This is a genomic window from Polaribacter sp. Q13 (assembly GCF_016858305.2).
Classification (GTDB): domain Bacteria; phylum Bacteroidota; class Bacteroidia; order Flavobacteriales; family Flavobacteriaceae; genus Polaribacter.
Map to the genome: position 1 here is coordinate 307482 of NZ_CP074436.1, position 13856 is coordinate 321337.

The 13856-nt window shown below is 32.5% G+C and carries 8 protein-coding genes; 7 read left to right on the forward strand and 1 reads right to left on the reverse strand.

Translation table 11 applies throughout. The annotated features are described in order from the left end of the window. Positions 1-169: 169 nt before the first annotated feature. The 3 genes from JOP69_RS01375 (at position 170) to JOP69_RS01385 (ending at position 4906) form a co-directional block, all read left to right on the forward strand. A complete protein-coding gene (locus JOP69_RS01375) occupies positions 170-1549 on the forward strand; it encodes a family 43 glycosylhydrolase (RefSeq protein ID WP_203393777.1) in 1380 nt (459 codons plus the stop codon). Between the two features lie 104 nt (positions 1550-1653). Further along, positions 1654-3024, forward strand: coding sequence for a hypothetical protein (locus tag JOP69_RS01380; protein ID WP_203393778.1), 1371 nt, complete (start codon positions 1654-1656; stop codon positions 3022-3024). A 28-nt stretch (positions 3025-3052) separates the two neighbouring features. Next, positions 3053-4906, forward strand: coding sequence for a hypothetical protein (locus JOP69_RS01385; protein WP_203393779.1), 1854 nt, complete (start codon positions 3053-3055; stop codon positions 4904-4906). Between the two features lie 13 nt (positions 4907-4919). Here the strand turns inward: JOP69_RS01385 and JOP69_RS01390 are convergent, their stop codons facing one another. Next, entirely contained in the window at positions 4920-6476 is a 1557-nt protein-coding gene (locus JOP69_RS01390) for a tetratricopeptide repeat protein (RefSeq protein ID WP_215602643.1), read from the reverse strand. 340 nt (positions 6477-6816) lie between these two features. Here JOP69_RS01390 and JOP69_RS01395 point away from each other — a divergent pair, with 340 nt between their 5' ends. The 4 genes from JOP69_RS01395 to JOP69_RS01410 all read left to right on the forward strand — a co-directional run bounded on the left by JOP69_RS01395 (position 6817) and on the right by JOP69_RS01410 (position 13849). Next, positions 6817-8001 (forward strand): DUF6786 family protein, encoded by a 1185-nt coding sequence (locus JOP69_RS01395; protein ID WP_203393781.1) that lies wholly within the window; start codon positions 6817-6819, stop codon positions 7999-8001. A gap of 21 nt (positions 8002-8022) precedes the next feature. After that, a complete protein-coding gene (locus JOP69_RS01400) occupies positions 8023-9486 on the forward strand; it encodes a sulfatase (RefSeq protein ID WP_203393782.1) in 1464 nt (487 codons plus the stop codon). Between the two features lie 107 nt (positions 9487-9593). Continuing rightward, positions 9594-12212, forward strand: a complete 2619-nt coding sequence (locus JOP69_RS01405) for a glycoside hydrolase family 3 C-terminal domain-containing protein (RefSeq protein WP_203393783.1) — start codon at positions 9594-9596, stop codon at positions 12210-12212. Continuing rightward, positions 12209-13849, forward strand: coding sequence for a T9SS type A sorting domain-containing protein (locus JOP69_RS01410; RefSeq protein WP_203393784.1), 1641 nt, complete (start codon positions 12209-12211; stop codon positions 13847-13849). Before JOP69_RS01405 ends, JOP69_RS01410 begins: the two co-directional genes overlap by 4 nt. Positions 13850-13856: the final 7 nt, after the last annotated feature.

The window sequence follows — 13856 nt, forward strand, 5'->3', positions numbered from 1 at the left end:
TATTATTTATGTAAATAGAGTTAAACATCTCCTATGGTAAAGGAGGTGTTTAACTTTTGTATTGCTCTTGATTTATAATTATGGGTTATTTGTTTTGTGATTTTATCTATACGTTCTGTAGTAATTTTTGGTAATTGATTAATTTCGTACTTTATTAAATCTTATAAAAATGAAAAATCAGTTACTAATTATAAGTCTGTCTATGCTCTTTTTAAGTGCATGTGCTTCCAAGGAAAAATCATCAGAAAATAAAATTCCAGGTTATAATAGTAAAGCTGTTTCAGTAAACTCAATAGCGCCAGATAGAGGACTTGCAGATCCTCATGTACTTATTGTAAATGATACTTTATATGCAATGTGTGGGCATGATCGTGATTGGAATATTGTAGATTTTTGTCATATGGATCGATGGGAGCTTTGGTCTACTGCTAATCTTACGGACTGGAAGCATGAATTGAAAATTTTACCAACTCAGACTTATATAGGTGATGAAGATAATTGTTGGGCAGGTGATTTAGCTACTAAAGATGGTAAATATTACTGGTATTTTTCTAACCGTAATTTTAATACAGGTGTAATGGTTGCTCCATCCATAAAAGGACCTTGGAAAGATGCTTTAGGAAAACCTCTTTTAGACAAAGGTATTGCTAAAACGAAACCATACGATCCAGAAATTTATGAAGAAAACGGAGTTTACCACATTATTTTTGGTGTAAGTCAGTACTACATGGCTACTCTGGGAGATGATATGATTTCTTTAGCAGACAAACCACAAAAAATTATTGTACAGAATGAAGACGGTACTAGAAGGCCAACAGGAGACAAACCGTCAACCTTTAAACGAGGTGATTGGTATTATTTATTTTGGGGAAACAGATATTCCATGTCAAAAAACTTAAAAGGACCTTATATTTATAAAGGTGAGTTTATTGATGGAGGTCATGGAAGTGTATTTGAATGGAAAGGACAATGGTATAGTATTCAAGAAAATCATGAAACCAATGCCTTTTATCGGGGCGTACAGATGAGACCGTTGTATTTTAACGAAGACAATACCGTTTATATTCCTAAAAATAATTTTGAATACCCATTGCCTGGACGTATTTATGACTTTAAACATTCTACACAAGGTTGGAGAAGTGAAAAGGGAACAAGTTTGATAAGAAATGAAGAATCGGCTTATATTTATGGTAAATCAGAAGTAGCTGGAGCCATTGTTGCATCGACTCCATTTATTCATACTCCAATTTATTTATGCAAACAAGTAAAGATTGTTGTTAAAAATGTAAGTGGTTCAAGTTCTATAAAACTAGCATTAAATGGCTATGATGATCCAACTCGTTTTACTAGAGTTGCACCAAAGAAAGTAGATTGGAATAAAGAAGAATGGGTTGAGGTTCCTCTTAAAAAAACTGACGAATGGCAAGAGGTTACCATTCCGTTAACACAATTTAAAACAAGTAAAAAATATCTTCACCAATTGGCAGTACAACCTACACCAAACCAAGCAAATGCAGATTGGGTACTTAAAAGTGTCATTGTTGAATAAATATAGGAATTGTAATATAAAAGGCAGCATATTTTAATTTATTCATTATGATAGTGATGGAAATGTGGTGAATAAAAAAATTATTAAAAGTGAAAAATAGTCTTATGAAAATAACAAAAGCAATAATCTTAGTGTTTTTTTTGGTGATTTCAATTCAAATGAATTCGCAAGTAAAATACAAAGAAGTAATAGGTAAATTATCCATAAGAGAAACAACATATATGATTCGTGTTCCAGAAAATTGGAATGGAACACTACTAAATGATTTAGACTATTTTAATAAAGCCAATAGTGATACTTGTATGGAATTGCTAAATAAAGGCTATGCAATGTCTGGTACAAAAAGACGTAAGGACAGGTCTAAAAATTATGATCCTGCTCATGAAGCACACGATTTTATTTCCATTTTTGATGTTTTTGAAAGTAAATTTGGTAAGCCTAAAAGAATAATTCAGTTAGGTTGTTCTGGTGGTGGAACCGTTACTTTAAGTATGGCAGAAGTACATTCTAGTAGAATAGATGGTGCAATTGCGGCTTGTGCAGCTACAAGTCAATGGATGTCTAATACACACTTAGATGCGTTGTTTGTTTTAAAATCTTTGTTAGCTCCAGAATTACAAATTGTAGATTTTGGAAATTTATCCAAAGAAGAATTAATAAAATTACAAAGAGATTGGGAAACTGTTCTAAAAAAGGCTCAAAAAACTGCCGCAGGAAGAGCTCGTATTGCCTTAGCAATTACAATTGGGCAATGGCCTGCTTGGGGAGGTAGAGGAAAAGCACCTGTTTTGCAACCAGATTCTAAAGATGTTAAAGCGCTACAAGAAAGCATGTTTCATAGTTTAATTGCTTTAATACCTTCTCAAAGAACAAAAGGTACTTCTATGCTTGAAATTTCTGGTGGAGGACAATTAAAATCAAATGTAGGCTTAGATTATAAAGATTTGTTTGAGAATGGAAATAAAGATTACAAAGCAGCCGTTAAAAAATTGTATAAAGAAGCTACTGCAAGTTTGAAATCTGATCTTAAAAAGATTAACAATTTTAAAAGAATTGCACCAGATAAGGTTGCTTTAAAATATTGGAGTGCTCCAGGAAGAACACACGTTGGGCAACCAAAAGTTCCATTATTAAGAATTCATACTATTGGAGACGGTTTGGTGTATCCTGCACTTGCACAAGGTTATGAAGCTTTGGTAAAGCAAAATGGTTATGGAGATTTATTTCGAACGGCTTATGTAAACAGTTGGGGACATTGTTCTTTTAGCAAAGCAGAATGGATTGCCGCTATAGAAACCATGATGCAACGTTTAGATACAGGTAAATGGCCAAACACAAAGCCAGAAGCTATGAATCAGTTAGCAAAAAAAATAGATGCTACTTCAGAGCATCGTTTTATTGAGTTTGAAGGTGTGGAAAAATATAACAGAATTTGGATACCAACTATTTCAGATTATAAAGGAGGAAATAAATAATTAATTAAATTTTTAAGATAAAATAATAATGACAATACATAAAAAAATATACAGTGCAGCAGTCTTTTGTGCCGTTTTAGGAATTTCTTCTTTAAAAGCACAAGTGGTTGTAGAAATAGATCATAAAACCCAACGTTTTATTGGTAATGAAACTGAATTTAAACGGGATAAGTATTTAAATATTCATGGGTATATTAAAGCCAATGATCCTGAGTTGATAAAATTTAGAAATGATTTTAATTTAAATCCTACATACAGAGGAGCCCGTTTATTAGATTCTCCGATAAAGAAACCTAAAAATGGTGTGTTTCCTATCATCAAAAAAAAATATAGTGGAGTTAGAGAGGTTGAAAATCGTATTACGTCAACGGCTCCTAAAGACTTTTTTTACGATAAAAAAGTGGATTATTCTCAAGTAGATATGACAACTTATATGGATGAATTAACCAGTTTTGTAGCTGATTATTATCGTTATCAAGAACCGAATGTACCAAAATATATTGAGCCGTTAAATGAGCCAATGGTGCATGCCGTAGATTTTTATCCTGAAGGAAAACAAAAGAAAAGAAAGTATATCAGTAGTAAAGTTGATGCTATAAATACGCGTGTAATGGAATTACACAGAGAGTTAGGGAAAAAAATTCATGCTACACCAGAATTAGTAAATATGAAAATTATGGGTTATGGTGGCGCTTTTCCAGAGTTTGAAGCTAAAAATTTTGGGGTTTGGAATAAGCGTTATAAGAAATTTATAGACATCGCTGGTACAGAGGTAGATGTGTTTTCTGTTCATTTATATGATGGTTCTGGTATCAACAATAAAACCGGTCGTAGATCTGGTTCTAATGTAGAGGCTATTTTAGATATCATAGAAAATTATAGTTTTATTAAGTTGCACAAAGTAAAACCTATTGCCATTTCAGAATATGGGCGTTTGGTACCAAATCAACCCGGTTTTGGTAAAAAGAAAGGTGTTGTAAATTACAATCCTATTACAAATTCGCAAGCCTTGTTATCGCAAAATAACATGGTGATGAGCTTTATTGAACGAGGAGATGGAATCGAGTTTACCATTCCTTTTACAATGAATAAACAACCAGCAACTTCTATGTATTCTAAGTCTTCTTTGTGGTATAAAGGACTTGATAAGTCTAGTGATTGGGAATATACGCCAAGAGTAAATTTCTTTAAATTATGGAAGGATGTAGCAGGAGATCGTGTTTGTATCAATAGTTCTGAAATAGATATGCAAAGTCAAGCTTTTGTAAACGGAAAGCAATTGCATGTAGTGCTAAATAATATAAAAGATGGACCTCAAACTGTAAAGTTGAATTTTGTTGAAGGACAAAAAATTAAAAATGTAGAAATTAAACGTTTGTCTGTTTATAAAGATAAAGAAGCTGTTTTTGAGGATACAAAACAAAAGGAAGCACCAGAATCTGTAAAACTGAATCAAGGTGAAACTGTAATTATTACGTATAATTTTAAATCGGCCGTAGATTTTAATAAGAAAGCTGTTAGTAAAAAATATTATTCAGACAGTTATTTACAGCCAATTTTGGCTAACAAGTCTGCTGTTTTTAAAATAAAAGACGTTTCAGTAGGGCAAGGTAAAGCGATACTTCGCTTGGGTGTTTCTAGAAATCATTCTAAAACGTTGCTTCCTAAAATAGTTATTAATGGAAAAAGCATCACAATAAAAGGTGATGTTATTAGGGGCTATGATCAAAAAAACAGAAAACAATTTTTTGGTGTTTTAGAAATTCCAATAGAAATGAAAGTTTTAAAAGAAGGAACAAATACGATTGATGTTCAGTTTTCTGACAAAGGTGGTTTTGTTACAACTGCTATTTTGCAAGTACAAAAAATAGAGACTAAATAAGATGTATGCAGACTTATATAGAACCTATATAGGTCTGTAAACTTTCAATCTTATTCAGACCAATTTTCTTTCGAATTCTGTATCTTGATGTATGAACGCTTTGCACGGAGATGTTTAATACTTTAGACATTTCGTGACTGTTGAAATTCAATTTAATCAACGCACAATGTTTCAGTTCAGTAGCAGACAAGTCTGGATGTATTTTACATAAGCTCTCGTAAAAATTTACATTTACTTCTGTAAATCGTTTGTTAAATTCTTCCCACGATTTATCTGAACCTTTAGCATATTTATGCTCTAAAGATTTAAAGGAAGCCAAATCAGAATTCTTAACAATTAGCAGCAATGCATGTATGGCCTCTTCTTTTTCTATCATTTGAAGCGCATGTGCTGTTAATTCCTTGCTTTTAATTCTTAATACAGCTTTGTTTTTTTCTTTATCTAAAGAACTTATTAAAGAAAGTTTTTTAATTCTATTTCTTTGATAATAAAACAAGTACAAGGCTATTACTCCAATTATTACAAAACCAAATATGATTAAGATTCTAAATACTTTTTTGTTGTTTTCTACAATCACCGCTTTTTGAAGGTCAATTAACTTATTACTTTCAGTAATTTCTGTTAGGTATTTATTTTTAATCTCAAACAGCCGCTGATTTTGTTTACTAGTAGTTCCGAATAATTTCTCATAGCTAATTTTAGAAGCTTTCATATGATTTACTGCTTTTAACAAATCACCGTTTATGATGTGTATCTCAGCAATTTTCTGAAGTAAATCAGGTTTTAATTCTAAATGTAAACCCCTTTTTTCAAGTAGTTCTAAGCTCTCATTATAATATTTAAGAGATTCATTGTATTTGTATTGTTCTTTTTTAAGGTCACCAATAAATGATAAGTTGGTCACTAAATAAGTGGCTTCTATTTTTTCTAGGTGATGTTTTGCTCCGAACAATAACTTTTCTGCTTCACCCAAATTTCCTAGTTGTAAATAGCAATAACCTCTGTCTGTCATTACATAAGGTAGTATTTTTGATTTTTTATGAACAGAAACACAGGAATCTAAATACACCAAAGCCTTTTTATACTCTTTTCTAACGCGCCAAAAACCAGCGATATTAAAATAGCAGGACGCTACTTCATTTTTTTTAATTTCTTTGGCAAGCAATAACCGTTTTCCTAAACTTAAAGATTTCTCTAAATTCTCTAAAGCCAATTTATCTTTATTGTAAAGATCATAGAGGATACCCAAACCTCTATAGATTAAGACCAATTGAGGTTGCATTTTCTTTTCTTCAGCAATAACTAAGGCTTCCCATAACTTATCAAAAGCCATATCGTAATTTCCACGAAAACGATCAAAATTGCTTAGTTTTATTCTAAAGGACACTATAGAAAGGGTATCCTTATTTTTAACCGCTAAGTTATAAGAATCGCTAAATTCTTTATAACTTTTACTGTCCGAATAAATCTCAGCGTAAGTCGGTTTTTTATCAGAAATATCTAACTCATATTTTAATAATGAATCATTCTTTTGTCCATAGTTTTTATTTAAAAAAACAAATGAAAACAAAATAAATAAGGCGAATGTATTTATGGATTTTAGTCGCATATTCAAATATAAGAAATCTAGTAGACTTTATTTTTTGAATAGGAAATTAAAAATAGTATAAGACCATAAGTTTTTAGTATACAGTATATTTATTGCCTTAAATTTATTTTGTCTAGTTTTTGACTAGTAATAATTTAGAGCTGAATAGTTTTTGTTATTCAATAAATTGAAAAATAATAATAAAAATAGTGATTTTTACATAAAACAAACTTGAACTTTTGTTTGGAAGAAAGATTCAATAATGAACACTAAAATACTTTCTTAATTAGTGTCGATAAAAATCAATTAATAATCACTTATAATGACAAAATTTTTAAAAGTAAGTACATTTATTTCTATCTGTTTTTTAATGATAGTTAGTTGTACTAAATCACCTGTTAAGGGATCGTTTGGTTTTGACTTAGATTTTCTAAAAACCTATCAAAAAACAGTAACATTAACGGAGAATAATGGGAAAAGTCAGTTGGTTGTGTTGCCCGATTATCAAGGAAGGGTAATGACAAGTACTGCAAACGGACTTGAAGGAATTAGTTATGGATGGACAAATTACGATTTAATTGCTTCGGGTAAGTTTGAAAAACATATCAATGTTTTTGGAGGAGAAGATCGTTTTTGGATTGGTCCAGAAGGAGGTCAATATTCAATTTTCTTTAAAAAAGGAACCTCTTATAGCTTTGAAGACTGGTTTACGCCAAAGGAAATTGATACGGAGGCTTTTTCGTTAGAAAGTCAATCTGATACTTCTGTAGCGTTATCAAAAAAGATGAATTTGGTAAACGCACAAGGAACTATTTTTAATATTGAAGTAAAACGTACGGTATCAATATTTAATAAAAGTGAGATTGAAAAAGATTTAGGAATTGAATTAAGTGAAAATCTTAATTTTGTAGGGTATCAATCTTATAATGAGATTTTTAATAAAGGAACTAAAGCATGGTCAAAAGAAACAGGATTACTTTCTATTTGGATTTTAGGAATGTTTATGCCTTCAGAAAATACAACGGTAATTCTTCCGTATAAAGATTCTTTAGCGTTAAATACGTCGTATTTTGGAACAATTCCTCCAGGAAGATTAACAACAACAGACAAACATGTAATGTTTAAAGGAAATGGTACAGCAAGGTTTAAATTAGGAATACCACCACGTAATGTTACGCCTTATATTGGTAGTTTTGATGCTGATAAACAAACGCTAACTATTGTAAAATATAGTTTTAAAGGAGATACAACTTATGTAAATTCTGTTTGGAGAGATCAAGAAAATCCTTATGGTGGAGATGTTATTAACTCTTATAACGACGGGCCTTTAGAAAATGGTGATCAATTAGGACCATTTTATGAACTAGAAACTTCATCTAGCACAAAAGAATTACAACCAAATGAAGCAATAAAACATATTCATAAAACTTATCACTTTGAAGGTGACTTTGAGACACTTAATAATATTTCTAAAAAATTATTAAATAAAGATTTGAACGAGCTTTAAAATAAAAATAAATTATAAAAAATGAAGAAACTGATTTTAATTTTCACCCTTTTTACCAGCTTATTAAGTGTAGGCCAAAAAACTAATTTTAAGAGTAACCAAGATCAAAAACCAAACATTGTATTTATACTTATTGATGATTTTGGCTGGATGGATGTTGGGTACAACGGAAGTACTTTTTACGAAACACCGAATATTGATGCACTCGCAAAAGATTGGATGCGTTTTGATAATTGTTATACGCCAAGCCCAATGTGTTCTCCTACCAGAACAAGTATTTTAACAGGAAAAAACCCAGCAAGACATGGTATTACACAATGGTTGCCAGGATTGAATAGAGCCTTTACAAAAAAAGGAGAAAAAGCAACTGTTTTTAGTCCAAAACCAAAAGTACAAGGGATTCAAGAGAGTGAAATAACGATAGGAGAAGCATTTCAGGAGGCAGGTTATGAAACTTCATTTATGGGAAAATGGCATATAGGTAGTTTTAAGGAAACAGGCGGACCTAAAAACCATGGTTTCGATTCTGAAACAGCGGTAATTGAGTCTAATAAGTGTACGATGTTTTATCCGTTTTGGGATAATCCACAGTTTTTTCCAAATGCTAAAGAAGGAGATAATTTTACAGATTTGTTAACCGATGCAGCAATTGATTTTGTTTCTGAAAAAAGAGATACACCTTTCTATCTTCATTTATCGCATTTTGCGATGCATGCACCCATTGAAACATCTTATGAATTGCGTACAAAATTTCAGAAAAAAGCAAACAACCTTCCTGAAAATGGTGCATTTTGGAATGATTACGAATTCACACATAAAAAAATAAAAGCAAGACAAGATGACGCTGAATATGCAGGTGAATTATATACGTTAGATAAAAACATCGGGAAGTTGGTAGCTGCTTTAAAAAAAGAAGGATTGTATGAAAATACTATAATTGTATTTACGGGTGATAATGGCGGACGTTCTAGTTTTATGGGCGGACATCCAACGTCTAACGAACCTTTAAAAGGTGGGAAGACCTATGTTTTTGAAGGTGGAATGAGAACGCCTCTTTTAATTCATTGGCCAGGACATTCTAAAGCTGGAATGCAAACAAATGTACCTGTTACAAGCATGGATTTTTATCCAACTTTGTTGGAAATGGCAGGATTACCGCAAAAACCAAAACAACATGTAGATGGTAAAAGTTTTGTGCCTTTATTTAATGGAGGGAAGTTTGAACACAAGGCTATGTATTGGCATTTTCCACATTATCAAGGTGAGGGAAGTTATCCAGCAAGTGCTATTCGTGTTGGGGATTATAAATTGATTAATCATTATCATCATAACAAAAAGCAATTATTTGATGTGATTAAAGATCCTTATGAAAAAACAGATTTAGCAGATAAATATCCTAAAAAAGTTGCTAAAATGTATAAAAAATTGATGAGCTACTTGAAAAAAACAGGAGCTCAAATTCCACAACCAATAGCTGAAAAATAATCAGATGAAAACACAGGTTTATACGAAGAAGAGCATGTGATTTATGATGAAGGTGTTCAATTTATGCTTATTGAATTAATTAAAAAGCATTAATTAAAAAATATTAAATGAAACAAAAAATTCAACTCTTAGTAACTGCACTTATAATATGCACTTCAGCTTTTTCGCAAGAAGTAGGTTTTTTGTTCAAGGATAAAAGTAAAAATGTAGAGGAGCGTGTTACAGATTTAATGCAACGCATGACACTAGAAGAAAAAATAGATTTTACTAGTGGAATGCGTCTTAAAGGGCATGGTCCGGGACAATATGATGGAACCAAGATAAATAATCGTTTAGGTATTCCTGCTTTTAAAATTTATCATGGACCGACTGGAGTTAACGCCGTTCGATATATTAAAAAGGCCGGTACCTATTATTCTACACCTATTAATATGGCGTGTACTTGGAATCCAGAATTAGTTGAAGAAACGCTTAATTCTATGAGTAAGGAATTGAATGCCGCTGGAGGACAATCTAATGCAGGTCCGGGTATGAATATCATTAGAGACTTGCGTTGCGGGAGAAGTTTTGAATATTTCACGGAAGATCCTTTTTTAAACGGACAAATTGCAAAGGCCTATGTTAAAGGGGTGCAATCTGAGGGTAATATTGCTATTTTAAAACACTTTATTTGTAACAATCAGGAACGTGAACGTAATTATATTGATGTAAAAGTTGGGGAGCGAGCACTTCGTGAGATTTATCTCCCAGGCTTTAAAACGGCGGTAAAAGAAGGAGGTGCTTTAGGCATTATGACTGGGTATAATTATGTAAATGGTTTTAAATCTTCTGAAAATAAACACCTTATTAATGATATTCTAAAAAAGGAATGGGGTTTTAAAGGCGTTGTTATGACCGATTGGTCTGGCTCAGGGAAATCTTTTAAAAGAATGATTGATGCAGGTTTGGATTTAGAGATGCCTCGTCCCGAAAAATATATAGTTGCCGATGTGTTAAAAGCAATTAAGGATGGTGAAATTTCAGAAGAACAGATAAATGAACAAGTTCGTAGAATACTTCGTGTGATGTTTATATCAGGTGTTTTTGATAAAACTCCAGAATATCAGTTAGATTTAATTGCTACAGATGAAAATATTGAATTGGCTCGTAGAGTAGCCGAAGAAAGTATGGTTTTATTGAAAAACAAGGATGATTTGTTGCCAATTAACCGAAATGAGGTGAAAAATATTGCTGTTATTGGTCCTAATGGTGAATACGGCAACCATTTTAGAGAAGGTCAAAAAAGCTATCATTTATTGCAAGGAGGAGGAAGTGCACATGTGGAAGCTCCTTACAAAAAAACAAGTACGCCATTTGCAGGTGTAAAAAATAAAGCAGGTAGTAACATCAATGTTTCTTATGAACCTGGTTGCTTGGCAGAACACGGTTTTTCTATTATTAAAAGTGACTTTTTTAAGACAAAGAATAATAAACCAGGTTTAAATGCCGAATATTTTGGGAATAACAATCTCGAAGGTAAAGCAACGAATAAAATAGACCCCGAGATATCTTTCATTTGGCATAAAATACCTGATATTATCGAACAGGGAAATAAATACCAGAGTGGTTCAAAAAAAGGATTTTCGGTAAGGTGGAAAGGAAAAATTATAGCACCTAAAAGTCGGAATTATAGCTTTGAAGTGAAAGCCTTTGGAAAGGCTAAAGTATTTATTGATGGCGTTGAAATCATAAATAAATATAGAGACAGTGGAAACTGGGACAGATACGCTGTTGGCAACACTTATTTAGAAGCTGGAGCGCATAACATCCGTGTTGAATTCCGTAAGTTTAGTCCAAGCAATCAATGTATCTTACTTTGGGATTATGATAACGATGAGTATTTGAAAAGAGCAATTGAACTGGCTAAAAAATCAGACGTAGTTATTATGCCTGTAGGAACTTCGGGTAAACTCGAATCAGAGTCTAAAGATAGAAATGAAAAATTAAATCAGACCGAAAGTTTATCCCTTTCAAGAGCACAAGAAAATCTAATTCGCGAAGTTGCAAAAGTGAATAAGAATGTAGTGGTCGTAACATACACCTCAGGTGTTGTGTGTGAACAGTGGAAAGATGAGGTAAAGGCGATTATTTATGCCGGATTCCCTGGTCAAGAAGCAGGTAATGCCTTGGGTAATATTATTTTTGGTGATGTAAATCCTTCCGGAAAACTTACTGTTTCTATTCCCAAATCAATTTCTCAATACCCAGATGATTTTTATTCGTATGATGATAAAATTACCTATAATGAAGGAATTTATGTAGGATACAGATATTTTGACAAGCACAGACTATCACCTTCATTTTCATTTGGACATGGATTAAGTTACACTCAATTTGAATATAACAACCTTAAAGTTTCTCAATTAGCAAGAGTTGGAGAAGTAAAAATAAAAGTTGCAATCACTAATATTGGAAAAGTTAAAGGAAAAGAAGTTGTTCAACTATACGTAAATGATCCTGTTTGTTCTGTTGATAGACCACAGAAAGAATTAAAAGGTTTTAATAAGGTTGAATTAGAACCAGGAGAAACAAAAGAGCTCGAATTTTTGTTAGATAAAGATGATTTTTCATTCTTTAGGGAAAAAGAAAATCGTTGGGTATTTGAACCGGGAGCATTTAATGTATTAATAGGTTCTTCATCAAAAGACATCAGGAAAACAGAACGTTTTATAATAAATAAATTATGATGAAAGCAATTCTATGTATACTTCTAGTAATTACGATTAATCTTAATGTTCATGCTATAGACAGAATAGCAGACCCTAATAATACGCCACAAATTATTGAATGGTGTAAAGACGGCATCACTACAAAAATCTCGTTTCCAGAAGGAACTTATCTGTTTTCTACACCTATTAGTTTAGAGAATAATAACATGATTTTTGAAGGCGCAGGAGAAAATAAAACCATTCTAAAACTTAACGCCAAAAAGAATTCGCTTGTTGATGCTAAAGGAAGTAACGGGTTTTTTACCAAACTAACTTTTGATGGTGGCATGAATCAAAAGACTTGGGGGAATGCTATTTTTCGATTCAATAAAAGTAAAAACCACAGGTTTGAGGAGGTACATTTTACCAATTCAGTATATAGAGCAATTTGTGCATTTGGGGGCTACGCTACCGATGGTATGGTGGTAAAAAGATGCGAGTTTAGTAATATAGACGACGGAGTAATCCAAATTTTTAACCGTAATACGGCTTCTCGGAATGGAGAGGTAATCGTTAAGGTAGATAAGGTTGTTATCGACAGCTGTATATTCAGATCTGGATATCTGAATGCAATTATTTCAGATAATGGTAACGACCGCAGAAATAGTGGTGATGGAACGGGAACTCGTTATACAGAAAGTACCAGTTTAAGTGGAACTGAGATTACGAATAACCTTTTCGAAAAAACAATGCAATTCCATATAGGAATGGTGCAAACTTCCGATGTAATTATTCGCAACAATACATTTATGGGCATTGCTGATAATACAGGTAGTGGAGGTCAGGCGCTGCATTTTGAGCAATTCTTACGCAATTTCGAGATTTACGATAACACGTTTCATATGTCAAATACCGTGGATCAGGCTTATCAATACATCTATTTCCATGGTACCGAAGGGCATAAACGAGTAACCCAAGAAAGACCAAGTAATACCTACGCCACATGGACCTATGAATATAACGGAAGTAACGAACGACGCGCAAGTACAACTTGTACTAGTACAGGACACATTGATCCAGATTGTAAACGTCAGGTTCATATTTATGGTCCGCGCAATGTTTATATTGCGGGTAACACTTTTAATGCTTCCACAAAAATTTCTAGGTTTATCATTTTTACGGAAGGAGAAAATATACAAATCGGTACAAAAAAGGATGGAACTCTTGCCTTAAACCAATTTATGGGTGGAGATGACAATACTTTGAAAATTACATTCACAGGGAAAGATGAAGGTTGTGGAGATGTGTTAATTCGTGCCAACCAAGGGATACTTGAATCGAATATAGATATTGGCGATGTGTCATACGATTTACCGGCCGTTAGACTTACAAAACCCATAGTTGTTGAAGGCACATTGGGGCTACCAAATTCGCTCATTGTAAATAAACCCTTATTTTACCCAAATCCTGCATCTAAATTTATAAAACTAAACAAGATTTATCACCTTAAAAGTGCAAATATTGTAACCTTTTCTGGGCAGGTAGTTAAACAGTTTTCACAACAAGAAATTAATCAACAAGAACTTGATTTAAGTAATATAATTCCAGGCGTTTACATTCTGAAAATGCAAACGTTTAAGGGAGAAATAGTCGCCGATAAATTAATTATTAAATAAATTTTAA

Coding starts and splice junctions, on each gene's coding strand:
- JOP69_RS01410 (WP_203393784.1), top strand. CDS start 12,209: ATGATGAAAGCAATTCTATGTATACTTCTAGTAATTACGATTAATCTT.
- JOP69_RS01395 (WP_203393781.1), top strand. CDS start 6,817: ATGACAAAATTTTTAAAAGTAAGTACATTTATTTCTATCTGTTTTTTA.
- JOP69_RS01385 (WP_203393779.1), top strand. CDS start 3,053: ATGACAATACATAAAAAAATATACAGTGCAGCAGTCTTTTGTGCCGTT.
- JOP69_RS01400 (WP_203393782.1), top strand. CDS start 8,023: ATGAAGAAACTGATTTTAATTTTCACCCTTTTTACCAGCTTATTAAGT.
- JOP69_RS01375 (WP_203393777.1), top strand. CDS start 170: ATGAAAAATCAGTTACTAATTATAAGTCTGTCTATGCTCTTTTTAAGT.
- JOP69_RS01380 (WP_203393778.1), top strand. CDS start 1,654: ATGAAAATAACAAAAGCAATAATCTTAGTGTTTTTTTTGGTGATTTCA.
- JOP69_RS01405 (WP_203393783.1), top strand. CDS start 9,594: ATGAAACAAAAAATTCAACTCTTAGTAACTGCACTTATAATATGCACT.